27 protein-coding genes are annotated in these 22,834 nt (G+C 68.4%); 1 reads left to right on the top strand and 26 read right to left on the bottom strand.

The features are described from left to right. Positions 1-39: 39 nt before the first annotated feature. The 14 genes from DI005_RS07770 to DI005_RS37905 form a co-directional block, all read right to left on the bottom strand. Positions 40-1,284 carry an IS256 family transposase gene (locus DI005_RS07770; protein WP_110341587.1) on the bottom strand — a complete coding sequence of 415 codons (1,245 nt, stop codon included), beginning with the start codon at positions 1,282-1,284 and terminating at the stop codon, positions 40-42. Positions 1,285-1,352: 68 nt separating this feature from the next. Further along, the gene (locus tag DI005_RS07765) at positions 1,353-1,547 is read right to left on the bottom strand and encodes a hypothetical protein (RefSeq protein WP_110341360.1); all 195 of its coding nucleotides are present in this window, start codon (positions 1,545-1,547) and stop codon (positions 1,353-1,355) included. Between the two features lie 118 nt (positions 1,548-1,665). Beyond that, complete coding sequence (locus DI005_RS37915; RefSeq protein ID WP_146240086.1) at positions 1,666-2,595, bottom strand: hypothetical protein; 930 nt, start codon at positions 2,593-2,595, stop codon at positions 1,666-1,668. A 43-nt stretch (positions 2,596-2,638) separates the two neighbouring features. Then, on the bottom strand, positions 2,639-3,454 hold the full coding sequence (locus tag DI005_RS07755) for a hypothetical protein (RefSeq protein WP_110341358.1): 816 nt from the start codon (positions 3,452-3,454) through the stop codon (positions 2,639-2,641). Between the two features lie 5 nt (positions 3,455-3,459). Next, positions 3,460-4,017, bottom strand: coding sequence for a hypothetical protein (locus DI005_RS07750; RefSeq protein ID WP_110341357.1), 558 nt, complete (start codon positions 4,015-4,017; stop codon positions 3,460-3,462). A gap of 31 nt (positions 4,018-4,048) precedes the next feature. Then, positions 4,049-4,639 (bottom strand): hypothetical protein, encoded by a 591-nt coding sequence (locus tag DI005_RS07745; RefSeq protein ID WP_110341356.1) that lies wholly within the window; start codon positions 4,637-4,639, stop codon positions 4,049-4,051. Between the two features lie 99 nt (positions 4,640-4,738). After that, complete coding sequence (locus DI005_RS07740; protein WP_110341355.1) at positions 4,739-5,323, bottom strand: hypothetical protein; 585 nt, start codon at positions 5,321-5,323, stop codon at positions 4,739-4,741. A 146-nt stretch (positions 5,324-5,469) separates the two neighbouring features. Further along, positions 5,470-6,345: a hypothetical protein gene (locus DI005_RS07735; RefSeq protein WP_110341354.1), complete on the bottom strand. Its 876-nt coding sequence runs from the start codon at positions 6,343-6,345 to the stop codon at positions 5,470-5,472. Between the two features lie 61 nt (positions 6,346-6,406). Then, entirely contained in the window at positions 6,407-6,976 is a 570-nt protein-coding gene (locus DI005_RS07730) for a hypothetical protein (protein ID WP_110341352.1), read from the bottom strand. Positions 6,977-7,170: 194 nt separating this feature from the next. After that, the gene (locus tag DI005_RS07725) at positions 7,171-7,479 is read right to left on the bottom strand and encodes a hypothetical protein (protein WP_110341350.1); all 309 of its coding nucleotides are present in this window, start codon (positions 7,477-7,479) and stop codon (positions 7,171-7,173) included. A 48-nt stretch (positions 7,480-7,527) separates the two neighbouring features. Further along, on the bottom strand, positions 7,528-7,827 hold the full coding sequence (locus DI005_RS37910) for a hypothetical protein (RefSeq protein WP_146240085.1): 300 nt from the start codon (positions 7,825-7,827) through the stop codon (positions 7,528-7,530). 13 nt (positions 7,828-7,840) lie between these two features. After that, complete coding sequence (locus DI005_RS07720) at positions 7,841-8,656, bottom strand: hypothetical protein (protein WP_146770628.1); 816 nt, start codon at positions 8,654-8,656, stop codon at positions 7,841-7,843. Between the two features lie 15 nt (positions 8,657-8,671). Next, complete coding sequence (locus DI005_RS07715) at positions 8,672-8,959, bottom strand: hypothetical protein (protein WP_110341346.1); 288 nt, start codon at positions 8,957-8,959, stop codon at positions 8,672-8,674. 168 nt (positions 8,960-9,127) lie between these two features. Further along, positions 9,128-9,373 carry a hypothetical protein gene (locus DI005_RS37905; protein ID WP_146240083.1) on the bottom strand — a complete coding sequence of 82 codons (246 nt, stop codon included), beginning with the start codon at positions 9,371-9,373 and terminating at the stop codon, positions 9,128-9,130. 1,819 nt (positions 9,374-11,192) lie between these two features. On the opposite strand from DI005_RS37905, the gene DI005_RS07710 reads away from it, so the two are divergent. Continuing rightward, on the top strand, positions 11,193-11,567 hold the full coding sequence (locus tag DI005_RS07710) for a helix-turn-helix domain-containing protein (protein WP_158559785.1): 375 nt from the start codon (positions 11,193-11,195) through the stop codon (positions 11,565-11,567). Positions 11,568-11,593: 26 nt separating this feature from the next. Here DI005_RS07710 and DI005_RS07705 read toward each other — a convergent pair whose 3' ends face one another. The 12 genes from DI005_RS07705 to DI005_RS07650 form a co-directional block, all read right to left on the bottom strand. Next, the gene (locus DI005_RS07705) at positions 11,594-14,641 is read right to left on the bottom strand and encodes a BTAD domain-containing putative transcriptional regulator (RefSeq protein ID WP_146240082.1); all 3,048 of its coding nucleotides are present in this window, start codon (positions 14,639-14,641) and stop codon (positions 11,594-11,596) included. A 64-nt stretch (positions 14,642-14,705) separates the two neighbouring features. Next, positions 14,706-15,143, bottom strand: a complete 438-nt coding sequence (locus DI005_RS07700; protein WP_110341339.1) for a hypothetical protein — start codon at positions 15,141-15,143, stop codon at positions 14,706-14,708. A 54-nt stretch (positions 15,144-15,197) separates the two neighbouring features. After that, the gene (locus DI005_RS07695; protein WP_233520035.1) at positions 15,198-15,644 is read right to left on the bottom strand and encodes a pilus assembly protein TadG-related protein; all 447 of its coding nucleotides are present in this window, start codon (positions 15,642-15,644) and stop codon (positions 15,198-15,200) included. Between the two features lie 2 nt (positions 15,645-15,646). Next, positions 15,647-16,144, bottom strand: coding sequence for a TadE/TadG family type IV pilus assembly protein (locus DI005_RS07690; RefSeq protein ID WP_233520034.1), 498 nt, complete (start codon positions 16,142-16,144; stop codon positions 15,647-15,649). Further along, a complete protein-coding gene (locus DI005_RS07685) occupies positions 16,141-16,560 on the bottom strand; it encodes a TadE/TadG family type IV pilus assembly protein (RefSeq protein WP_233520033.1) in 420 nt (139 codons plus the stop codon). Before DI005_RS07685 ends, DI005_RS07690 begins: the two co-directional genes overlap by 4 nt. Before the next feature lie 76 nt (positions 16,561-16,636). Beyond that, the gene (locus tag DI005_RS07680) at positions 16,637-16,822 is read right to left on the bottom strand and encodes a hypothetical protein (RefSeq protein ID WP_112277136.1); all 186 of its coding nucleotides are present in this window, start codon (positions 16,820-16,822) and stop codon (positions 16,637-16,639) included. 50 nt (positions 16,823-16,872) lie between these two features. Next, positions 16,873-17,766 (bottom strand): type II secretion system F family protein, encoded by an 894-nt coding sequence (locus DI005_RS07675; RefSeq protein ID WP_112277132.1) that lies wholly within the window; start codon positions 17,764-17,766, stop codon positions 16,873-16,875. Further along, positions 17,763-18,686, bottom strand: coding sequence for a type II secretion system F family protein (locus DI005_RS07670; RefSeq protein ID WP_110341582.1), 924 nt, complete (start codon positions 18,684-18,686; stop codon positions 17,763-17,765). The genes DI005_RS07675 and DI005_RS07670 overlap by 4 nt, the downstream gene beginning before the upstream one ends. Further along, positions 18,683-20,131 carry a CpaF family protein gene (locus tag DI005_RS07665; protein ID WP_110341331.1) on the bottom strand — a complete coding sequence of 483 codons (1,449 nt, stop codon included), beginning with the start codon at positions 20,129-20,131 and terminating at the stop codon, positions 18,683-18,685. Before DI005_RS07665 ends, DI005_RS07670 begins: the two co-directional genes overlap by 4 nt. Beyond that, the gene (locus tag DI005_RS07660; RefSeq protein ID WP_110341329.1) at positions 20,128-20,967 is read right to left on the bottom strand and encodes a chromosome partitioning protein; all 840 of its coding nucleotides are present in this window, start codon (positions 20,965-20,967) and stop codon (positions 20,128-20,130) included. The genes DI005_RS07665 and DI005_RS07660 overlap by 4 nt, the downstream gene beginning before the upstream one ends. Continuing rightward, positions 20,967-21,680: an SAF domain-containing protein gene (locus DI005_RS07655; RefSeq protein ID WP_112277131.1), complete on the bottom strand. Its 714-nt coding sequence runs from the start codon at positions 21,678-21,680 to the stop codon at positions 20,967-20,969. The genes DI005_RS07660 and DI005_RS07655 overlap by 1 nt, the downstream gene beginning before the upstream one ends. A gap of 119 nt (positions 21,681-21,799) precedes the next feature. Next, on the bottom strand, positions 21,800-22,801 hold the full coding sequence (locus DI005_RS07650; RefSeq protein ID WP_199542615.1) for a hypothetical protein: 1,002 nt from the start codon (positions 22,799-22,801) through the stop codon (positions 21,800-21,802). Positions 22,802-22,834: the final 33 nt, after the last annotated feature.

Below are 22,834 nucleotides of genomic sequence, written 5' to 3'. Positions count from 1 at the left end.
GGGTCTGTCAAGAAGCTGGTGTAACTGATCTTGTCGGTTCTACTTCTTGTTCGTGGTCAGGCGTCCGGGGAAGGTGAGCTCGAAAGCGTTCAACGGCGCCTTCCAACGGGCGACCCAGCGTTTGCGCCCAGTGCCGGTGGGATCGAGGCTCATCAACGCTAGGTAGACGCACTTGAGCGCGGCGGCCTCGGTCGGGAAGTGGCCACGGGCCTTGACCGCCCGTCGGATCCGCGCGTTGATCGACTCGATGGCGTTCGTGGTACACACCACGGTGCGGATCTCGGCGTCGAACTGCAAAAACGGCACGAACTCCGCCCAGCTGTTCTCCCATAGCTTGATGATCGCCGGGTAGCGGGCCTCCCACTTGTCACCGAAGGCAGCCAGCGCGTCCAGTGCCGCCGACTCGCTGGGCGCGGTGTAGAGGGGCTTGAGGTCCTTCGCGATCGCCGCCCAGTCCCGCTTGGAGGCGTAGCGGAAGCTGTTGCGCAGGAGGTGGACGACGCAGGTCTGGGTGATCGCTTGCGGCCACACGGTTTCGATGGCCTCGGGCAGGCCCTTGAGTCCGTCGCACACGACGATACACACGTCGGCTGTGCCGCGGTTCTTGATCTCCGAGAGGACCCGCAGCCAGTACTTGGCTCCCTCGCCGTCGCCGTGTTCGCCAGCCCACAGCCCGAGGATGTCGCGGGTGCCCTCCACGGTGACGCCGAGCGCCAGATAGATCGGCCGGTTCGCGACGTTGCCCTCACGGATCTTGACATTCACACAGTCAATGAACACCACCGGATACACCGCATCCAGCGGCCGGTTCTGCCACTCGGCCATGCCGTCCATCACGCGGTCGGTGATGGTGGTGATGGTCTGCTTGGACACCTCGGCGTCGTACACCTCGGCCAGGTGCGCGGCGATCTCACCATGCGTGAGCCCCTTGGCGGACAACGAGATCACCAGATCATCCAGCCCGGTCAGCCGGCGCTGGCCCTTGCCCACCAGTTGCGGCTCGAAACTGCCGTCGCGATCCCGCGGGGTAGCGATCTCCACCGGGCCGGCCTCGGTCAGCACCTTCTTGCCGCGCCGGCCGTTGCGAGAGTTCCCGCCGTTGCGGCCGGCCGGGTCATGCTTGGAATAGCCGAGATGGTCGTCCATCTCGCCTTCCAACGCCGACTCCACCACCTTCTTGGTCAGCATCGCCAGCAGGCCGCCCTCACCGGTCAACTGCAGACCCTCGGCCCGCGCCCGATCCGCCAGCTGCTGCACCAGCTGATCGTCCACTCCATCCGCCATCGCCGGAGCCTTCGCCTCGCCGCCGTTGCCCGTCCCATCAGTCACAGATGTCTCCTTCACCTCAGGAGTTACACCAACGAAATTACAGTCCCGTGAGCCGCCACATCCGCTTGTCGGCTGGCCGGGTCGACGTAGAGCGCGACGTGGACTCCGGCGACGGTGATCGTCGGCCGTTCGTCCTCGTTCGTCATCGGCTCGAAGGTGGCTTTACGGTTGGCCGTATCGGCGATGGTGGGCAGATCGGTGTTGTCGGTGCTGTTCATGATGATCTCCTCGGAAGGCGGGCGGCCGTCATCGCCGGCCCGCGCGGACGCGGGTCGGTGTGGCGTGGGTGCGGGTGGGTAGTCCGGCCGCGTGGCCGGGGAACTGCGGTGCCTGGTGCTAGCGGGCGGCGTCTGGGCCGCGCTGCGCCGTGGTGATGTCGCGGTGGTCCGTGCTGCGGTAGCTGGTGTCGCGGTCGGTCGTGGGCGTCCAGCCCAGTGCGGCCAGCAGCGGCCGGACACCGGCCCACCAGCCACCAGGAAACCGCCGGAAGACCCATTCCTCTGCGGTGTAACGGTCTAAGTCGGCATTGGGCCGCGGGATCACGATCGAGGTGGGACTCAAGCTGAACAGTTCGATCGTGATCACGAGAGCGCGGAAGGTGCCACCCGACGCGGTGCCGACCGTGGTGGCGCTGGGTGCTGCGTTTATCAGCGTGGCGTGGTACCGGGTGGCGTCACCGGGGCCCACCAAGCCCAGCGCGGGCGTTCCGCGGGGACGTTGATCTCGGCGATGAGTTGCCGGGCATCGTGAATGTCGTTGGTAGTCATGGCGGTTCGAGCTCCTTCGGATGTGTGTCAGCCCATGCAGCGCGATGCCCTCCCCGTGGCGAGTTGGTGCTGAGGAGGGCATCTCGCTGAGTTGCGTAGCTGGTTGCCGGAGTGGCCAGGAGTGGCGGTGTCTCCGGATGGCATGCTCGACAGCGTTGGTGATCGTGTCGCCATTGGTCTGCGCGTTCGCGTGCTGGTAGAGTGGCCAGGACCAGACGCAGTCGCGGCCGTCGCAGTAGATGCGGACGTGCCCGTCGTCGTTTTCCTGGAGTACCAAGGGAAGTCGGTGCCGCTCGGACTCCGGCCACCGGGGCGCGCTGCCCGGCAGGGTAAGGCGTGAGCCGTCTTGAAATCCCACGTCGACCCCGCGCTCGGCGAGGTGCTGCACGACGTGGCTGACCAGGTCTTGCGCGTTGACCTTGCCGACGGCCGAGCCGGGCCGAGCGGGATTTTCGAGGTAGTTGTGCACCAGGTCTTCCAGCGTTTCGACCAGAAACATCGGATGAGTCCTTTCGCGAGAACGGGTTGCCTGACGGGAGCGATTAGCCCCAGTTGCGGTGTTCGCGGTTCCACTTGGCTTCGACCTTCGGCGCCAGTTCGGCGCGCAGGTCGTCCACGGTCCGGCCGTGTTTGGCGGCCAGCGCGGCCAGGATGAGCTGCGCATCCTCGCGGTACTCGGCGATGGTGTCTCGGTGGTGGGCGATGCTTGCCCTGGTCAGATACCGGGCGTAGGCCAAGGCGTCCGCGTAGGAGCGCCGCGCGGTGAACTCGGTGTCGATCTGCCCATACCCCTTGGTGCGCAAGGGCGTTCCGTCGGGTGCGGTGATCGCTTTGGCGGCTTTGGCCTTCGCCCGTTCGGCCTTCTCCGCTTCCCGCGCGAGTTGCTCGGGGGTCTTGATCCGGCTGGGCCGGTTGCGGACGTCGACCGGCGCGCTCGGGTAGCACTCGGTGCACGCGGCCTTGCCAGCCTGCTCGACGATCTCGGTCTCGTCGTGCCCGGAGAGCTGGGTGAGCCAGGCGAACCGGGTGGACGGGAAGCAGGTGCGGCACGCCATGGTGCGGTGCACGTGGCGACCGCTGTTGTCGACCAGCCAGGCGCGGGTCCAGCCGCCCCGACGCTCGAACTCCGCATCGAGGGGCCGCGCGGCGGCCTCGCACCCGGCGATCGTCTGGCGGGCCTGCTCGATCCGGGGCCGCAACTCAGTCGCGTACTCGGCCATGCCGTCGTTCACCAGACGCTGGACGCGGGCGGTGAGCCCGTTGAGGGTGTCGGTGGCCTTGGCATGCTCGATACCGAGCCGGGCGAGCTCTTCGTCGATCTCGGACGGGGTTGCGGTCGTGGGGTCGTCGATAGGCATGGTGTTCACCTCGGAACGGGTTCGGGCCAGGCCGTGTCGGCCAGGCGCGGGCGTGGGAAGGCGTCGCCGGTACGCCAGGCACGGACGGCAGGCGCGAGTTCACTGGTGACGGCGCGGTCGAGGTCGCGGATGTCGATCGCGGGCCGGCCGTTGCGGCGGGCGTCGGCCCACAGGTCGAGGACCTTGGTGAGGCTGTCGGCCAGCAGCGCGGTCAGCGCGGTGGGCGGGTAGTCCTCGGCGACCGCGGCCAGCAGCCCGGCCATCTCGGTCAACGGCATGCCGGGGGTGGTGTAGTGGTCGAGCTGGCGGACCGGCAGCGTGACCACGTGCTCGGGTCCGGGCTCGGCGCCGGCCAGGGTGACCGTGCCGAGCTGGACATCGGCGCCGAGTTGGAAGACGTAGACCCAGAAGCCCATGCGGGTGGTCGCGCGGGTGAGCGACTGGCGCGGCAAGTGGCGCTCCCGCGCCACGTCGAGCGCCTTGGCGCGGTTCGCGGGCACCGTGAGCACGTCGTCCAGGCGCGCCCGTGACAGATCGAGGCGGTCGTAGAACTTCACGAACACGAGGGACTCCTTTCCTTGTGGTGGCGCGGTTTCACGCGCCGGTCTGGGCGAGCGCGCGGGGTGACAGGGCGGTGGTGGTCCAGCCGTAGAGGTCGAAGACCTGGCGGGCGTGGGTGCGGCAGTAGAGGTCGAAGGCGCCGCCCTGGCCGGCGTGGGTGGCGCGGCGGTGGCAGTAGCGCGGGGGCCGGCCGTTGCCGAACTCGGTTTGCCAGGTGCACACGCGCAGCCGGTGGACGCGGATGACGAGGCCACGGCCGCCGTTGACGCCGGTCCAGCGGCCTCCGTCGACGTCGGTGGCGTGCCACACGTAGCGGGTCCACCGTCCGCCGAATGGGGTGTAGGTGCGCCGGCCGACCTGGTGGGCGTCGGCGGGGTCGATCGTGGCCAGGTGCCCGCCGGGCCAGGTGGTCAGCGCGTCGCCAGCCGAGGACACGTAGGCGACGAACGTGTTCGCGCGGGTCATCGCGTGGCGTTCGCGTTCGTTCGAGCACGGGTAGCAGCTCGTGGCGCCGGTGGTCGGGTCGATCGCACGGCCGGTGCCGATCCCGCTGGGGTCCGGGGTGGGCGGGTGGCCGCAGTCGAGAACGTCCGCCACGGGGGCGATGGTGGAGGAGGTGGTCATGGCGGTATCGGTCCCTTCGGGCCGGAGGTGAGCGGAATCGGCAAGGCACAGTCCGGCCGTTCGGCCACAGGAGGGGGTGGACCGAACGGCCGGAGGTGATCAAGGAAGGTGTCCGAACGTGGCCAGCAATCGGGCGAACTCGGCCACCCGGTCGTGCGGGACGCGGACGGTGAACACCGAGTCGGACGCGCCAGGCCGCACGCAGACGCGTCCGTGGACGCCTGCGTCGACCGTGCCAAAGTGGAAGTCGGTGTCCTGGTCTTGGCGCTGCACGCCCAGGCGTGCCGCGACGGTCGCCGCGAGTTGCTCACGGGCGGCGGCGATGCCGTCGCTGGCGTGCTTCTCGTCCCAGGCCGCGTGCAGCGCGGCCTCATAGTTCGGCAGCAGCCGGCGCCGGATCTCGTGGGCAATCACGTCGGGCGGTTTGCGCTGGTCCACGGTGATCTTGTGGTCCTGCTCGTGGTCCTGCGGGACGTGGTTGCGCAGGAAGCCGAGGTGACCGGCGATGATCAATCGGCCCTGGTCGGTCTTGCGGCCGGTGGTGGTGCCGTCGAACAGGTCGAGGACCTGATCGTTCGGTCCGGCGAGATGGGCTTCCGAGCCGTCGGCGGCCTTGCCGGTGTAGGCGCGCCACCCCGTGCCGAGGTGCTCGGCGACGGTGTGTGCGAGGTCGAGGGTGGTCATGGGGTTCTCCCGTGGTTGCTGGTTGACGGCCAGCCCGAGTCGAGCTGGCCGACCTAGTGGTGAGGTGTGGCGGTAACCGGCGCACGACGAGGCGCCGGCCGACCGTCGACGGGGACGGCCGACCGGCGGGAAAGGAGAGACGGAGGTCAGCGGCAGTGGCCGGTGATCTGGACCAGGTGGGCCATGTCGACCACGGGCCCGGCCCAGTAGCGGACGTGGGCCGGTTTGTTGCCGATGCCCCAGACGTAGAGCCGGAAATCGGGGTCGCTCGGGCAGGCCCACACGGAGCGCTTACCGGGCCCATCGGGCGCGGGGGCGCCGTGTTCGTCGCACCGATCATCGACAACCAGGCCCCCACCCCAGGACGACCGCAGGTGCGCGAACACCCGGACGTACGAGGCATCGAACGGCACCGTGTGCGCCTGCTGCCGGGCCGCGACCCACTTCATCAGCGCCTCCGCGGACAACGGCCGGCGGGAGGTGATCACGGCGCGCACGGCGTCGACGTCGGTGAGCCGGCCGTGGTCGCTGATGTCCGCGTAGGCCAGTGCACACGGTCCGGTGAACCACAACGTGATCCACTGCGGGCCGCGATGCCAGCCGCGCGCATAGCCGCGCCGGTCGCCCAGCTCGGTGATCGGGATCGGCGGCAACACGCCGTCCAGGCCCCGGTCAGGTCGGGGCGTCCACCCGTGTGCGCGGAGGTCATCGTCCACGGACGGGTAGATCATGTCCGTGGTCCGGGCGCCGGAGTAGCCGCGCGCCGCGCGGCTCAAGGTCTCCGCCAAACCGTCCATGCGGCCGGTGACGTTGCGCAAGCCCTGCACCGGCATCGGGCGCGAGCTCAGCGCATCGTCGTGCAGGTCGGCAACCTGGCAGCGGAGTTCCTCCGCGAGCCTGGCCAGGCCGGTGAGGCTGCCGGCCTGCACACGGTTCACCGTCTCCAGAGAATCGGCCCGTGCGCGCTCCCGGTCGAGCTCCGCGCGCAGCGCGTCCAGAGTGGTCGAATGGTCGTTGGTCATCGTGGTGCTCGCTTTCGTCGGTCGAATTGCGTGAATGTGCGGAGGTGCTGGGAAAAGGGAGTCACTGTTCGGCGAGCACGCGGTCGAGCTGATCAAGGAAGTAGTCGACGTCCGTGTTCGGGCGCATCGCGTCGCCCGACGGCATCCAGTCGGAGTCGTCGACGTAACCGGTGCCGGCGACCTGGTCGAAGGTGTCGACGTAGTCGGTGTGGTCGCACTCGCAGCAATCCGGCGCGGTCACCGGGTACAACTGACTTCCGACATTCAGGCAGGCGGTGGCCAGAGCGCGTTCCCGGAACGTGGCCGCGGTGTAGGTGGCGACCGCCGTAACCACACGGGCGGCCGGAAATCGGGCGAACAACTCAGCCAGCACGTCGTAGTGGGCGTGCCAACACGCGGAAATCGTGCGGCGCCTGCCGTTCGGACCGGTGCCCTTACCGAACGCGGACGCGCTTCCCTTCGCGCCGGAACCCGCTGTGTCGGTGGCGCGAAGGGTGAACGTGGCGCGGGGGCCTGCGCGGTTGCTGCGATCCTCGCCCGTGCGCACGGTGATGTTTCCGTCGTAGAGCGCGCTGGACACGTCGCGTACGACGCTGTGAATATCGGTGAGGGACACGCCGTACACGAACATGGTTGAACTCCTTTACTGATTCGGGAAACGGAGGTGATGACGTACGCGCGGATGAGTCGAACAATCCGCAACGGAAAGCCGAGCCGTTGCAACCGTTGCGCGCGGGTGAGAGCTGCGCGGCGCCCGTATGAACGGGCGCCGAGACACGCGGCTGACTATCAGTGAAATTTCCGGGGATGCGCTGGACGATTGCGCTAGATCCAGGAATCGACTCGGCGGACCGTGGCGCCGCACTTCTTGGCGACGTACTCCGCAGCGTCCGCCAGGCCCGAAAATCGGTACCGGTAGGCGGACAGCGGCACCGGACCAGCCGCGCCGTCGGTGGACTCGATACGCCAACGTCCGCGCGGTGCGCGCTCGCAGGCGACAAACGCACACCCGTCACGAGTGAACGCGACCGCGCTATCGGCGTCCTGTTCGCCGTACGTGTCGTCTGTCATGACGTAGCCGTTTTGGGCGTACTGAAAGTGAAGCTCTACGACGTTGTCCGTGTCGGTGGACATGTGATCTCCCTTGACGTTGGCCGATCGGGTCGGTTACGTGCGCGGGTTTCAGGCCCAGCGCGGTTGAAATTCGTCGCGCAGTCCGTCAAAGGTCCACGCGCCGAAGATGCGGAACTGTCCGCAACGCACGCGGACGTGTGCGCGCGGGACACAGCCACTCGGGGCGAATGTGGTGTGTTCGCCACGGCGGTAGGCGCCGCGCGTGGCGGTCACCAATACGGCGATTTCGCCGCGCGGGGTGTACCCGGTCACCTTGGCCGGTACGAGTCCGGAGAAACTGTCCAGAAAGATAAGGTCACCGACCCGAATAACAGTTGTCGGAATCGAACGGTTCTGCGTGTCAGTCATCGTGAGACCTCACTTAGGCAGCCGACTGGTAACCCGTACCGGGGCACGTGGCCAGATCAGGCAGGTAGACGGTCCGGAATTCGTTCCACGCGCGTTCGGAATTCGCGCGGGCATGGTTGCGTCCCCTGTCCAGCCGGTTGGGGCCGCGCCGTTGCTCGGCTTCCTGATTGAGCCGTTGACGGACCAACCAGGTCACGGCCTGCACCTGGTGCGCCGAGACCCGTTCTCCCCCGCGTGCGGAGATCAGCTCCGCGGCACGGCGGTACAGGCTCACCACGTGGTCGTACTGCCGACGGGAAACCGATCCGTCCTTACGGCGGAACCCGTTGACCGGCGCCGAGTCGTACTCCTCGGAGGTGAGCGCGCGACCGTGCGCCACCGACAGCGCGTGCCGATCGATCACCACGCGCGGGTCATCCGGATCTTGATCTCCGCCGAACTCGATCAGGTGGGCAAAGTCGCGGATTTTCGGACCGTTGAGGATGTCCTCATACCGCTCACCGACGAGCAGCCGATCCGCAGCGCGTTTCTGGCCGGTCGTGGCGAACATTCCGGAACCGGGCCCGCCGATTCCCCTACCCTCGCGCAATACGCGAGCGGCATTAAGGACGTTGCCGATCCATCCCTGTTGTGGTGAGTAAATCGCGAGCATTCCGGCGCCGAGATGGGCGTCACCGTTCGCGATGGCGGTTGCCACGTGGTGCGCGTCGGCATACCAGCGCATTCCTTGCGCGATTTCGTCGGGTGTGGCCTGTTCCCAGTGCCACACGATGTTTTCGTGACTCACAGGGTGCGCCCGGAACCATGGGTGATCGCTGGGGGCAGGCATGACAATTCAGTCCTCTTAGGTGTGATTCACGGTCACCGGCGAGTCGTCCCACAAGCGGGACCATCCCGATTGCGCGGGACGCGCGCCGGCCGTTCGTACGTACTTGTCCAGGGCGAGCAATTCGCGTCGCACTTCTCCGACGTCCAATTGCCACAGCTCGCGGGAGATCTCGTCCCGTACGCGGTCAAGGTCAATCGCACCCGATGACGCGAAGGAATACAGAGCGGACGACATACCGTCGTGCCAATCGGACGCAATCCGTCGCGCTTGCCCGTCGCTGATCATGACAATGACTGCACTCATCGGTTTTCACTCCTTGATTCACGCCGCGACCGTGACCGGAATGGATTCCATGGCGGAAAAATCGAAAACGGCGAGCTGTGCGGTTTCCCGCGCGAGGGTCATTGCGTCGGACAGGTCCGCGGTCACGACGGAAACGTCCAGGTAGACGCGACCGGTCGCAGGGTCGCGCTACCCACCGAGAACGCGACCGGGTAGCGAAAGAGCGTCTTTTGCTTGCGCGATGTACTCGTGAAGATCGTTACTGGTCACGGAACCGTCGAAAACGCGTTCGTGTTCCGGATGTACGGCAACCGCATAGCCCGTGCTGATGTCGGAACCGTCGCTCGGGTTGACGGAAAATCCGCCATCCGGAACGGACAGAGCGTCCGCCATGGCGCTAATCCGGGCGGACCAATCGATCAGAGTCGTAGTCATGGCGGTACTCCATTTCGTGTGCGAAAGTGGTTGACTGGCAGCGATTCAGGCCAGTTGTGAACTGGCACCGAAACGCGCAACCCTCGCCGTTGTGAGATCTCCGCAAAGGGGACAGATCCTGTATCCGGGCAATACGGCACTACTCACGGGTGAGGGTTGCGCGTTTCGATGGCACATTCCCTGAATCTCTAAAACACTGTTGGGATAAGCCGTTATGTCTAGCGCGCAACGCAAGGAACCATGCCCGTAAGGGTTTGGCGTGCTATGGGCAGGCGAGAGTGACGCTCTCAAGCCAGAGAAACCCAATGTCGGCAACCGCCTAAAACAACCTCGAACGCCTACACGTTGCGACGTTTTTCGGTGCTGGACCACCATTGACTTATCTTGGGGACACACCTGTGGCAGGCATGCCATTTATGCGCGCTTCTCCGCTTTATAGCAAGAACTTTACGTCGCGAAGCTGCAAGCGCAGTTACTACGCATTCCAGACTAGAAATGCGCGTTTGGCTACGCGTCGTTCTTCACGCTGCTCTGCACGGTTTCGCTGCTGTCCGCACGGCCCAAGCCGTTGCCCGCGCTTTACGGGACTACTGTCATCTCGACACCCGGAAGGAGGTACTGACCGAATCGGAGAGCTCGCAGGGACGCCGTGCCCTGGTCCTCACCCTCTCGGTTCGATCCGTTTACTTCCTGGTGTGGAGTCGACATGTAGAAGTACACATCTTGGGTCCACACTTTGCAAGCCCAAGAGGCCCCGTCGTTACCGTTCCGTGACCTTGCGGTGCAAAACGGCTGGTCAGAGTTGCGCAGCGTCAGCCGGGCCTCTCGGTCTCCACTGCCCAAACCGGGGCATAGAAGAGCCACAGCAGCCGGCACGGCGGAGCCCAGCGGAGCGGACAGCAGCCGGCACGGCGGAGCCCAGCGGAGCGGACAGCAGCCGGCACGGCGGAGCCCAGCGGAGCGGACAGCTCATCTCTTGCTTTTCTGGGTTTATGAATGGCGAAGTGCCGAGAAATGGTGAATCGCGAGCATGTTTAATCCAGCTTTCGGCTCATGCGATTCACCCCGAGAGAACTCAAACAAAGTTTGAGTATTGACACGCCGTCGAAATTGTGATTGTCAAGCGCAAGTGGCAATCCGATGCAAATTGATACAGCGTCGAATTCGAGTCAAGTTGATCAGCGGCGACTGCACAGCAGGAGGCTGCCACCGTAACGAACAGAGCAGCGAGATGCGGGCAATGCATGACGATCAGACAGCGGGAAGTGGGGTACGGATGGATGGTGACCAGCGCAACCAGGGGGACCACGGGGTCACGAGTAACGGCAGGTGACCACCCACCCAAGTCGACTGTTCATGTGCCTGCCGGCCACCGAGTCGGGCGTTACATCGGTAGCCCCTGCGGGGCCGGTGACCAGGCAGTTCGCGGACTCGGAGGGCTACCGCTCTAGTAGGCAGTTGAATCGGACCGTCGTCCGGTAGGTGACCAGGACACTACGAGGTGATCACTGATCGTACTGTTGATCTACTAGTTGGTCACTCGGTGTGGTGACGCCGGTTCGTCCTAAGTAGAAATACGCTGCACCGGGTACCCCGTTTGACGTAGCGTTGACAACCTTGACACTGATCAACCGAGGTGGCCGATGACGGAGACGATTATACGCCCTCTGGCCAGAAAGGAGGCGATTCTCACTTTGAATTTCAGGGCTCGCCTGTGCCGCGGGGGCGGAGTGTAGGCGAGCCGTCACGAACGATTATGGGGGCGTACATGGTAACGGGGGACGCTAGGTACCTAGCGCGGTCGCGGGATCTCCGTCACGTGCTGAACGGGGAATGGATCACGCACATTCTGGTGGCGTTGAATGCTGGGCCGCTGCATTACAACGAGCTTCATGCCGCCATCCAGGAGATGACCACGTTCGATCCGTGGACCGGGTTGGTCCGCAAGATTCAGAGCCGGGCATTGGGCCGGACCTTGCGAAGGATGGAGACCGCCGGCCTGGTGGACCGGGTCGAGGAACGGACGTTTCCGCGGTCGGTGGTGTACTCGCTGACGCCCGCGGGCGCGGATTTGCTGGTCCGGGCGCGGCCTCTGATCGACTGGGCGGAAGAGAACCTCGATCTGATCGAGCGCCTGCAGAAGGCGCCGGACGACGGCGATCAGCCGCAGGACGACGAGGATCAGCCTGACTGAGCTACCGCTGCACTGGCGGACGCGGTTCAGCTGGCCGCGGCGTTGTCGGTGGAGACCGGCCGCCGAGTGCTGCCGCGGCGTTGGAGGAAGTCGGCGAGGTTGAGCGTGTCGGGGCTGGGATGTTGGCCGATCTCGTCGAGCGTGGTGGTCAGCAGCGCGAGGGTGCGGGGGATGGCGGCGTACTGGTCGAGGCGGGCTTGGGTGCGGATGATGTCGCGGTAGACGCCCTCGTTGTAGCGGTCGAGCTTCCGGGTGCGTTCCAGGAGCGTGAGCATGGTTTCTGGGGCGCTGTCGCCGTGCGCGCGGATCAGGGCGCCGAGCGCGTCCAGGACGTCGCGTCGGGTGGCCTCGCGGACCGGTTCGATCCAGGGCACGAGCAGGTCCTCGGCGAGGTCGCCCTGGTAGAGCTCGACGGCGTCGTGCAGCTGGGCCTGGGCCGCGGCGTCGGGTGGGCGGGGCGCCTGCAGGGCGTGCTGGAGCTGCCAGTAGTCGACGACGGCGAGTTCGTCGTTGAGCTGGTAGCGGCCGTCGTCGTTGACGACGAGGTTGTTGATCCTGCCGTCGGTGGCGTCGGTGAGCGCGCGGCGCAACATGGACAGGGTGTTGTGGAACGAGTTGTACGGCCGCGGTGGCCGGCTGTCGGGCCAGACGGCCTCGTTGAGGACTTCGCGGCGGACGCCGTGGGGGTGCAGCGCGAGGTAGACGAGCAGTTCCCGTTGCTTCGGTGTCAGCGCGCCACTGAGCTCGCGTTCTCCCTCGTCGCCGCGCAGGGCCAGGTGCAGGCGTCCCAGCACACGCACAACCAGCGGGGTTTGCGGTGCTGCCACGTCACCGTTGTCCGGTTTCCGGGGTTCCTCGGCGGCCGGTGCCTGCTCGGCGGCCGGCTTGACGTCCTCGGCGGCCGTGCGGCGCTCGTCGGTGTCGTCCGGGGTGGCTGCGGCCGGGGCCTTCGGCGGGACGTCCACGGGGATGGGGTGGACGTCCAGCAGTTGCAGGCTCGGGGCCGGTGGGGTCTGCTGGTTGTCTTCCTGTTCCGGCGGGCGGGTGGATTCGAGCTGGGTCATCTCGTCGACCGAGCGCTGCTCGGGGACGGGCGGCGTGGGTGCAACGTCGTGATCGTCTGCGGGCGGTGCGAGTTCGTCGCCGGTGAAGCCGCTGGTTGCGTGGTCGGGTGTGGCCAGGTCGGCGGGGCCTTCAGCATCGCGGAGCACGGCAAGCAGTTCGGTGGCATCGGTGGAGGGCAGGCTGAACAGGCGTGTGTCGGCGAGGGCGTCGCCGAGGCCAGGGCTGGTCGCGCTGACGGTGCCGTCGTGGCGGACGCGCACGGTCGCGCCGGGGCGCCATTGGCCGAGGAGCACGCCGGCCAGGCCGAGAGTCGAGCCGTTGTCGAGGACGGCTTGCAGGCGGCGTTCCGCGTGGGGCGTGGGGCTGGCGAGCAGCACGAGCGAGGCCGGAGTGAGTCGGGTTTCGGTCTGCTCGATGGCGTGGCGGGTCCGGGTGAGCAGGGCCGCTTCCATCTCGTCGAGGGCAGCGTCGAGCGTGGCGACGACGTGGACGGTGGACGGCAGGTTCTCGACGTCGGTGCCGTCGAAGACGAGGTGCAGGTCGTCGGCGGGGACGAGCACGCGGATGCCGTCGCCGGGCTGCTGTTCGGTGAGCAGGTGCAGCAGCAGCGCGCGGGCAGCGGCGGTGGCGCCAGGTCCGGCGAGACCGAGGCCGCGGGTGCTGGCCAGGTTCAGGGCGAGTTCGCGACCGCCCCGCACGCCGACCTTCGCCGGTACGGGGACTGGTTTGTCGTCGGGTTCCAGGTCCCCGGCGGCGGTGATGTGGATCCGCGGTGGGGCCGGCGCGAGGTCGACGAACTCCACGTCGTCTACGGGCCTGCGGTCGCCGTCGTCCTGGTCGTAGGCGGCCCGCAGGGCGCGGACCACGGGCGCGATCGGGCGCTGCAGGTCGGCGCGGTCGCCGCTGCCGATGCGGTAGCGGCGTCGGCGCCACATCCGGACCGACACCATGGCCGTCGTGATCGCTCCGGCCAGGCCAAGGCTGACGAACACGCCGGTCAGCAGGTCCAGCCCCGGTTCGGCCTGGTCGTCGTGGTGCTGGCCGGCCTCGTCCGCCGTGGCCGGCGCCGGGGTCGTGTTCGGCGCGGGCTGTGTTGACGGAGGCGTGGTCGGTGCAGTGCTCGTCGGAGGAGGTGGCGGCTGCGGCGGCGGCACCTGCGGCTGCTGCTCGCCGGGAGGATGTTGTTCGGGCGGGGCCGGGATGTAGGCGGTGATCTTCCAGCCGGGGCGCACGAGGTTGGGTTGGGTCAGCGCGCGGCCGTCGGGCTGCTCCACGCCGCGGTTGAGCTGGAACAACTCAGGCCACCGGGTTCCGCCGCCGGGACCGTAGATGCGTTCGGCGACCCGCCACAGGCTGTCGTAGATCCCGTCCTCGGGGAGCCGGACCTCCTCGGTGACCTGGACCATGCCCGGCGGGGCCGGCGCTGCCCGATCGACCACCAACGTGGCGGCCGGGACGACGGCCGCCTGCGGAGCCGCGGCCTGCGCGGTCGGGCCTGGGGTCAGCGGTGCGACGACGGCGACCGGCGTGAGATCGGCGGCCAAGACTGCGGTGGCCGGGGTGGGAGCCGTGTACGGGGTCCGGTTGCCGAGCAGGGTCAGCACGATGGTGCCGATCAGAGCCGCGGCGAGCCCGTGCAGCGGGCCAGGCGGGCGGACCTGCGGCCAGGTGATCCCGCGCGCCGCGTCGACGGTGCAGCGCAGGACGTCGAGCGCGAAGAAGAACCAGACGATCCAGCACAGCACCGCCAGGGTGTTGAGCAGGAACTGCGCGCTCATCGGGTTGAGCAGCGTCGCCTGGATCTCGTCCCACGTCGGCACGTCGTCAGGCAGGGGCCACCCCACGAAGTGCACGAGGGCCCAGGGCAGGCCCGCCACGAGCGCGAGCAGGACGACGAGGGCGAGCAGACCGCGCACGAACCGGAGCACCGCGGCCAGTGCCCACCACGCGGGGCGGCCTGTCCTCGGCCGTATCGGCTTTCGGTGAGGGGAGTGCGAGTGTGCGGTCATGGCGTGCTCGATTCCTTGGACGTACAGGTTTACGGCTCCGCGGTCGCCAGCGGAGCAAGCGGCGTCATGTCACCGGCGTGGGAATCCGGGTGGAGGTGTCCGCCGCGCCGTTGCGAGGTCCGGCGAGCTCGGGTGACGCGGACTGCTGGGTGGTCGGCGCCGGGTTCGATGTGGACGATGCTTGGCTCGCGTCCCGTTTCGCGGTGGCGGTGCCGGCGGTAGACCGCTTGCGCTTGGGGCGAGTCGTCTTGCGGCCGTTGAGCCACTGGGTGAGGTCGGTGGCCGGTACGTCGGTGAACTTGGCCAGCTCGTCAACGCTGATGACGTCGCTGGACTCAGCGAGGACGTCGCCGAGTTCTCGCTCGACGTCGCCGAGTTTCTCGGCCACCTCTGCCCGCAGCAGTGCGAGTTCACCGACGCGCTTGGCAGCAGCTGCCCGCTTCGCGCTGCGGGCCGCGTCGGCTTGCTCGACGCGGCGTTCGATCTCTTCAGTCGTCGCCATCCTGGTCTCCTTCCCCGGTGTGGCACTGAACTGGGTACGAGCATGTGAAGGTCGTCATGGGAGTACTCCGGAGATTCCGCGTTGCGGTTGGGCCTGCCCGGTTCCCGTGACGGTGATTGAGCCGATGCTGACCAGCCCGAGCAGCTGGGTCGGCTGGTCGATGCTGACGGTCACGTTCACGGTGGTGCCGGCGACCGAGACGGTGCCGGTGTGGCCGGCGGCGGCGAGGTAGCTGCGGGCCGCGGCGCTGGCTTGGTGTGGGACCAGGCGCAGGGTGCCGTCGGTGCGGTAGGCGGTCAGGTCGATTTCCTGGGCGCCGGCCCGCGCGGCTTCCTGCGCCTCGCCCATCGCACGGACCTTGGCGGCCAGGGCGAGCCCGCCGTCGAGCACGAGCCCGGCGAACAGCAGCGCGGCGAGGGCGATGATGACGACGAAGGCGGTCACCCGGCCGTCCTGGTCTTCGCGCAGCCGGCCGGTTCGGCGGCGCAGCGATGCGGCCACCCTCATGGCGCACCTCCCGCTTGGGCGTTGGGGGCGGTGCCGCGCCAGACATCGACCGGGGAGGAGAAGCTGGATTGGAACGTCCGGCTGCCGGGCACGCCGAGCGAGGTCAGGTCCCCGAGGCCGACGCTGCAGGACACGGTGACGGTCACCGTGGAGCCCGGCTTGAGTCCCTGAGTGTCGGTAGACACCGACAACGACTGGCAGGTGATCCCCGCGGACGCCAGGGCTGCGCTGGCGGTGGCTTGGGCGTTGGCGGTGGCCTGCGATGGGGTGCGGGCCAGGGTGGCGGCGCGGGCCGCTTGGTGCGCGACGTCGTTGATCCGCAGCTTGGTGTCGGCCAGCCGACCGCAGAACACCACGAACAACAGCAGCAGGATCAGCAGCGGGGTCAGTAGAGTGAGCTCGGCCGCAGCGGAGCCTCGTTCGTCCCGGCGCAGCGCGCGAATACTCGCGCGCATCGAGCGCGCGAACGCGGGAAGACGGCGGGCCGCAGTCATGGTGCCACCGCCCCTGCACCGGTCGGCGGGGTGAATTTCTCAACGGGCCCAACGGCTTCGGCGTGCACCGTGAAGGTCGCGAACGGAATCACGTTGATCACGGTTCCGGTGACCGTCACGGATGCTTGGTTCGGTCCTCGCTGGACGTTGACCGATGTTCCTTGCAGCGGGCCACTTCCGAGTTGGGTGAGGACTCGTTGTCCTTCGGCATTGCCCGCGGCAGTGCTGCCGCCGTACACGCGTGCTGCGGACAGGGCTTCGGAGGCGGCGGCTTGGGCTATGTGGGTGGCGTGCATGTAGAGCGCGAACTGCGCGATCAACAGGATCAGCAGCAACAGCAGGGGCGTGGCGATGACGAGTTCGACCGTGCCGGCGCCACGCTGATCCGTCCGCAGCCGGCGCAGCGCCGCCCGCACACGTGTCCGGTGTGGACGCTCGCGTGTGTTCGGCGTGCGGGGTCGGCTGGGGCGTCGAGGCATTGTGGTCACCGGCCTACAGGTTGATGCCGTTGGCTTTCTGGGTGACCTTAATGACGATGATCGCGATGACCGCGATGGCCAGCGCCGCCAGCAGGGCGGTGACCACGACCGCTTCGGTGGAGTAGCCCGCCTCGTCGCGGCGCAGCCGCTCCAGCTCGCCCCGGATGCGGGCGATGAGGATCTGAACTTCGGTGAACATCAGCTTCTCCCCCGTGGTTCGGGGTCCGGTATGGACAGTTCTTGTGGAACTCAGAGACCTCCCAGCACGCTCGCGAGGGCTGGGAACCCGATGAAAATCAGGAATCCGCCGAACAGCATCACCACGGGAAGGCTCATGCGTTCGGTGGCTGCTTGCGCTTCGCCTTCAGCGTCGGTGAGTTCACGGGTGCGCAGCGCCGCGGCCTTGGCCGCGAGGCTGGCGCGAACGCGGGCGCCTTCGGTGCCGGCGAGGCTGACCGAGGCGGCTAGCTCGGACAGCTGATGCACGTCGAGCTCGGTGCCGAGCTGACCGAGGGTCGACCACGGTGTGGTGCGGGTCAGCTTGGCGGTGACCAGCGCGCGGCGCAGCTGTTGGAAGGCCCAGCCCTTGCCGATGCCGACCGCGTCCGACAGCGCGCCGTCGACTCCGGCGCCGCCGGCCAGCAGGACCCGGATCAGGTTCAGGTAGGCCGACAGCGCGTGCCGGAAGGTCGAGCGCCGCCGCTCGGCTTCCTGCCGCACGCTGATATCCGGCAACAGGAATCCACCGAGCGCGAAGAGCAGGCTCGCGACCGCGGGGACTTCCCAGCCGAGACCAACGTCGGCTACGACGAGCAGCAGTTGCATCAGGATCGGCAGCAACAGCCCGGTCAGCGCCAGCGTGGCCTTCTCGGCCAGGTGGTGCTCGATGCTCTTGCCGGTGACCGCGAGGTCGTTGCGCAGCTTGCGGTTGGGCAACCCGAGTGCGGCCAACGGCTTGATGAACGGCCGGCCCACGCGCAACGCCCAGCCGTCGGAGTCCGCGGTGAGGATCGGTGGCGGCGCGGGCGTCGCGTGCAACCGGTCGACCAGAGCGCGCAGCGGCGGCCTCGGCGGGAACACGTAGATCACGAGCGCCCACAAGCCGACGCCGAGCCCGGCGCCCCACAACAACGCGCTGATCATGACGACGCCCCCTTCCCGGTGAGCAAGTCATCGACGTCCACGTCGGCGTCGTGGGGCCGGATCGTGGCCAGCTCCGTGAGGAAGCGCTCCGGCTCACGCATCCGCGCAATCCTTGCCAGCCAAGCAAAAGCTGCCGCGAACAGCGCGCCGACGAACAGCAACATGATTTGCCCGAACGCGGAGTCGTAGGGGGCGAGGTAGCCGCGGTTGAGCAGCACCAGCCCGATCGCGAAGGACAGCGTGGTGATCACGATGACGCGCACGCTGGTCCGGGTACGGGCGCGGCCGGCCTCGACGCGCATCCGCATGGACGCCTGCTCGCGTGCCTCGCTGGCGAGTTCGCCGAGCAGGTCGGCCAGCTGCCGGGCCTGGTGCTCCGCGGCCAGCACGAGCGCGGAGATCACCAGGTCCGCGGTGGGGTCGCGCAGCTGGTCGGCGAGGTGGCGCAGCGACGGTGCGAGGCGTTCGCCGCGCTCCAGCCGGACGGCGAGCTCGGTGATCTCCTCGCGGATCGCCTCGGGGCAGGCCGGGGCGGTGGCGAGGATGGCCTGTTCCAGACCGGCCGCGGCCACCAGGGTGTCGCGCAGCATCTCGGTCCACCCGGCGATCGCCTCGATGCGTTCGAGGTGGCGCTTGTGGTCGACGTTCGAGCCGAGGATTCGCGGCAGGCCGACGACGGCGAGCGCGGTCAGGATGGCGGCGACCACCCAGCCGGTGACCGCGCCGACGGCCAAGCCGGCGAGCACGGCCACGACGAGCCAGCCAACCCGCTTGCGGTCATGCCGGGCGGCCAGCCAGGCGCTCAGCCGCGACGGCGTCGCCGGACGGGCGGGTCGGCCGCGCAGTCCGGCGGCGATGAGCAGGACACCGACGGCCACACCGGCACCGAGTAGGCCGAACAGGGCGGCGGTCGTGGTCATGGCGTCCACCACCCTTCGCGCCGCTCGAACAGGTCCGGGTCGTAGCCGGCCTCGACGAGCAGGCCGACGGTGTCGGTGCGCAGCGGCGCGCCCGGTACGGCGCGCAGGTCCGGGCCGGGGCGCCAGACCTCGTTGCTGATGATCTGTGCGCCGTCGGCGCCGACGACTTCCCGGATCGAGGACACCACGCGCTTGCTCGGGTCGTCGCGGGGCTTTTCCAGGTGCACCACGAAGTGCAGCGCCGCGGCGACGAGCAGGTTGGTCGCTTCCATCGGCAACCGCTCGGGGCCTTGCACGGCGTAGGCAGCCAGCTTGGTGAACGCACCCTGACTGCTGGAGGAGTGCAGGGTGCCCATGCTGCCGTCGTTGCCCATGGACATCGCGTTGGTCAGCGGGATGACCTCCGGGCCGCGAACCTCGCCGACGATGACCCGGTCCGGGCTCATCCGAAGGGACTGCCACACCAGGTCCGACAGCGAGATCTCGCCCTGCCCTTCGATGTTCGGTTCGCGGGCCTGCAGCGCCACCACATCCGGGTGCGCCTCGGCGTCCTCGCCGAGGCCGAGCTCGAAGACGTCCTCGATGGTGATCAGCCGCTCCCACGACGGGATGGCCGAGGCCAGGCCGCGCAGCAGGGTGGTCTTGCCGATCGCCGTGCCGCCGGTGACCAGGACGTTGCGCTTGGCCCGCACCAGGGCCTTCAGGAAGCTCTCCAGCGCGACGTCGATGGTGCCGTTCTCGCGCAGCTCGGCCAGCGTGACCTTGGCGAACCGGTGCCGGCGGATCGACACCGACGGGCGCGCGGTGACCGCCATGACCGCCGAGACACGCTCGCCACCGGGCAGCTGGAAGTTCACGATCGGGCTGCCGCGGTCGAAGCGGCGCTCCTCCACCCCGGAGCGGGTCGCCAGGTCGCGGATGAGGTCGATCAGCTCGGTGTCCGAGCCGACCACCGGGGGCAACCGCTTGCGGCGGCCGTCGGCGTACTTGACGAAGACACGGTCGCCGTTGATGTTGATGTTCTCGATGTCGGTGTCGGCCAGCAGCGGTTCCAGACCGGCCAGGCCGAAGACCTCGTCGAGGACCTGGCGGATCAGGCGCTGCTCGACCTCGGGCGCCACGAGCATCCCGCCGGTGGCGGAGTTGCGCAGCTCGGCTTGGGCGTGCGCCTCGGCCGCGTCGGTCAGGATCGCCTCGGCCAGCCGGCGGCGTGCTGGGGCGTCCATCGGCGGGCGGCCGGCAGTCTCATCAGCCCGGATGCGCCTGCTGAGTTGGGTGGACAACTCCTCGCGCAGGTGCTGCCGCAGCCGTTCCACCGCGGCGGCTTCCCCGGCGGGCCGGTGTGGCAGATCCGCCGGTCCAGGCGTGTGCTGGGCAGCCAGGTTCGGGCCGGCGCCGTTGGTCGACGCCGCCAGGCGCGGATCACCGACGTCAGGCCGCGTCATGGCGTCGCCCCGTTACGGGTTTGCGGCCCGAGCGGTTGCAGCGCCGCACCCGAGACCGGCTCACCCGGAACTGCCAGCCGCAGGTGCGGGGCACGGGCGCCGTTGCCGGTCGGCTGGTGCCCGTGCGCATAAAGGTTGAGCGCGATCCTGGCGGCAGCCCGCCCCAGCGCGGACTTGTCGGGCCCACGTCGGCCGGTGCCCTGGCCACCGAGCACCGCGGCGCCCTTGTCGTCGCGCGGCACGCGACCCATCACCGGGATGCGCAGCGCCTGGGAGACCTCCGCGGTCGGGTAGCCGTCGCCGACCAGGACGAAGCACGGGCGTCGTGACCACTGTTGGGCGGCCTGCAGCTTGAGCGCGACGTGCGCGAGCTCGTCGTCATGTGGGCGGGCGACCAGCAGCATCGCGTCCGCGCTGCGGATGATCGGGAAAGCGGGTGAGTCCGGATCGACCCGGCCGCAGTCGGCGATGACCGTGGTCTCCGGCTGGTCTGTGGCCCGACGCAGCGGCGAGGACGGGCCCGAGGCCAGCACCGTCAGGGCGGCGCGAGCTTGTTCGGCACCGACCGGGCCGAGCACCACCCGCAGGCCACCGGGGAGACGCTGCGTGTGCTGGACGAGCAGATTCGGATCGGCACCGCTGCGGCCTCGTGCCGCCGCGGCCAAGCTGACCAGACCCGGTGTGTCGGGCAACCGGAAGCGGGCCATCAGGTCACCGCCGGCAGGGTCGACCTCGACCACGATCGGGTTCTCCTGGCCCGGCCAACGGGCCCCGAGCGCGGTCGCCAGGGTGGTCACACCCGGCGACCCTTTCAGCGAGCAGACGGCGATGAGCATCAGCGGCCTCCTCCCGCGATCGCGACCAGACTGAGTTGCCCCGCCGGAGCCGAGGCCAATGCGCGAGCGTCCGATTCGGACAGTTGCAGCGACACCACCGTGGTCTGCTCGGTCTCGCGCGTGGCAATGCTCGTCACCACCGCGGTCCACGACGACGTCTGCCCGGAACCGGTCGACGTTCCGGTCGTTGTGCCCTGCCCTGGAGTCGTGAGCACCGCGACGGTGGTACCCGGCGACAGGTCGGGCGGGAACTGTCCCGGCTTCAGCCCCACCGCAGCGATTGCCTTGCCCTGCAACGGAATCTGCGGTGCGCCGAGCACCGAACGGGTCACCAGCGAGCCAGCGGGCAGGCTGAACGCAACCGGCTGACCCACCACTGTGGACGCAGCCGATGCGGGCATCACGTCCATGCCGGAGTCCGCGGCCATGCTAACCTGCTTGAGATCCTGCGCCGTCAGAACTTGGCCCACGGCAACAGGACGGGCCAGTGCGAGCACACTTTCCCGGTCACCCAGCTGTATTCCGGCGAACACACCGCCGGCCGCGCACACCAGGACCAGCAGAACACCGAGCAACAGGTAGGGCACGCTGCGTCGCCGGCCGCTGCCGCTCAAACGCGAAGGAGTCTTGCCGTCACGACCGGCCCACGCGTTCGGCGACGCCGGTTTCTGCGCCGTCGTGTCCGTGCTGGTCGAACCTGCGGTAGTGGTCACCACCGACCTCCTTCAGGCATGACGCCATCGCGACGCGTCGACTCGGGTGTTCGACGTGCCTTGTTCGCAACAGGGTGTTTCGTTGTGCACGCCCGCCCTCATGAGGCGGGAGGCTTCGCTCAGCCGGTCGCGATTCCCTGGCTCTCCGCCACGCGGAACGCCACCGAGGCCGAGGTCGTCATGTTCGGGAACGTGCCGCCCTGGCCCGCGCCCGACCACGTCACGGTCCAATTCACCGTGGCGGTCACCGGGAACGCGTCCGCGCGCTGCCCGGCTGAAGACGTCTTGTAGGTGTAGCCGCAATCCGGCGAGGCGCTCTTCGGATCACCACCGGCAGGGAACGGCGAGCCAGGGCCGGTACAGGTCACCGAGCCGCCATCACCCATCGACCACGTCACCGAGGTCGGCCTCGCGACCGCAGTCACCGACACGCCCGGCACCGACGCGGTGGCCGAAACGTCACCCCAACTGCTGCGGTCCAGCCACAACCACGTCGGCAGGCTGACCAACTGGTCGCCAGCCGGGTTCGCCTTGATCTTCGGAGTAGGAAGCCGCAGCTGGTTCCGCGCCTGCGCCGCGAGCTCAGCCGGCGACGGCAACGGCACCGGGCCGGGCTGGCCGTCCGTGATCCACACCGGCGGCCGGTACAGCGCATCCGCGAAGCCGGGCCCGGTGCACTTGTAGACGTACCAAGCGCCGGACGGCGGTTGGGCCTGCGCGAACCGCGGCTGCGCGACCGCGAACTGCGCGGTGGCCGGCGCGCTCTGCGGCCGGTACACCGCGGGCACCGCGGTGACCGCACCCGACTTGGGCGGCACGTGGAAGGCCGCCGGCTGCGCGCCTCCCGGTGGCGGGCCCTGATAGTCACTGCGTTCATAGCCGCACTGGGCCAGATTGTTGTTGCCGCCGATGATCGTGTCGCCGTTGGCGTTGGCCTGCCCCGTGCCGGGATTGGTCTGGCCAGGGTTGCTGGGCTTGCCGTTTCCGTTGCCCTGGTTTCCGGTTCCAGGCCGAGGGTTCTTGCCTGCGCCGAGCTCGCAACCAGGGTTGGGGTACTGGCTGCAGTCGGTGAATCCCCAGCCGCCGTCCGCGAACGCGGGTACCGCGGTCGCCACGAGCACGGCCGCAGACAGGCCGGCAACGACTCCTAAACG

Origin of the sequence: Prauserella sp. PE36 (assembly GCF_003311655.1) — a bacterium.
Lineage (GTDB): Bacteria > Actinomycetota > Actinomycetes > Mycobacteriales > Pseudonocardiaceae > Prauserella_A > Prauserella_A endophytica.
This window is presented reverse-complemented; position numbering and strand designations above follow the sequence as displayed.

Bases quoted from the DNA above. Each gene is read 5' to 3' on its own strand.
- DI005_RS07680 (WP_112277136.1), bottom strand. From the start codon at position 16,822: ATGTTCACCGAAGTTCAGATCCTCATCGCCCGCATCCGGGGCGAGCTG.
- DI005_RS07770 (WP_110341587.1), bottom strand. From the start codon at position 1,284: ATGGCGGATGGAGTGGACGATCAGCTGGTGCAGCAGCTGGCGGATCGG.
- DI005_RS07765 (WP_110341360.1), bottom strand. From the start codon at position 1,547: ATGAACAGCACCGACAACACCGATCTGCCCACCATCGCCGATACGGCC.
- DI005_RS07730 (WP_110341352.1), bottom strand. From the start codon at position 6,976: ATGTTCGTGTACGGCGTGTCCCTCACCGATATTCACAGCGTCGTACGC.
- DI005_RS07665 (WP_110341331.1), bottom strand. From the start codon at position 20,131: ATGACGCGGCCTGACGTCGGTGATCCGCGCCTGGCGGCGTCGACCAAC.
- DI005_RS07725 (WP_110341350.1), bottom strand. From the start codon at position 7,479: ATGTCCACCGACACGGACAACGTCGTAGAGCTTCACTTTCAGTACGCC.
- DI005_RS07715 (WP_110341346.1), bottom strand. From the start codon at position 8,959: ATGAGTGCAGTCATTGTCATGATCAGCGACGGGCAAGCGCGACGGATT.
- DI005_RS07755 (WP_110341358.1), bottom strand. From the start codon at position 3,454: ATGCCTATCGACGACCCCACGACCGCAACCCCGTCCGAGATCGACGAA.
- DI005_RS07720 (WP_146770628.1), bottom strand. From the start codon at position 8,656: ATGCCTGCCCCCAGCGATCACCCATGGTTCCGGGCGCACCCTGTGAGT.
- DI005_RS07700 (WP_110341339.1), bottom strand. From the start codon at position 15,143: ATGGCGACGACTGAAGAGATCGAACGCCGCGTCGAGCAAGCCGACGCG.
- DI005_RS07740 (WP_110341355.1), bottom strand. From the start codon at position 5,323: ATGACCACCCTCGACCTCGCACACACCGTCGCCGAGCACCTCGGCACG.
- DI005_RS07735 (WP_110341354.1), bottom strand. From the start codon at position 6,345: ATGACCAACGACCATTCGACCACTCTGGACGCGCTGCGCGCGGAGCTC.
- DI005_RS37905 (WP_146240083.1), bottom strand. From the start codon at position 9,373: ATGACTACGACTCTGATCGATTGGTCCGCCCGGATTAGCGCCATGGCG.
- DI005_RS07745 (WP_110341356.1), bottom strand. From the start codon at position 4,639: ATGACCACCTCCTCCACCATCGCCCCCGTGGCGGACGTTCTCGACTGC.
- DI005_RS07670 (WP_110341582.1), bottom strand. From the start codon at position 18,686: ATGACCACGACCGCCGCCCTGTTCGGCCTACTCGGTGCCGGTGTGGCC.
- DI005_RS37915 (WP_146240086.1), bottom strand. From the start codon at position 2,595: ATGTTTCTGGTCGAAACGCTGGAAGACCTGGTGCACAACTACCTCGAA.
- DI005_RS07675 (WP_112277132.1), bottom strand. From the start codon at position 17,766: ATGATCAGCGCGTTGTTGTGGGGCGCCGGGCTCGGCGTCGGCTTGTGG.
- DI005_RS07690 (WP_233520034.1), bottom strand. From the start codon at position 16,144: ATGACTGCGGCCCGCCGTCTTCCCGCGTTCGCGCGCTCGATGCGCGCG.
- DI005_RS07660 (WP_110341329.1), bottom strand. From the start codon at position 20,967: ATGCTCATCGCCGTCTGCTCGCTGAAAGGGTCGCCGGGTGTGACCACC.
- DI005_RS37910 (WP_146240085.1), bottom strand. From the start codon at position 7,827: ATGACTGACACGCAGAACCGTTCGATTCCGACAACTGTTATTCGGGTC.
- DI005_RS07705 (WP_146240082.1), bottom strand. From the start codon at position 14,641: ATGACCGCACACTCGCACTCCCCTCACCGAAAGCCGATACGGCCGAGG.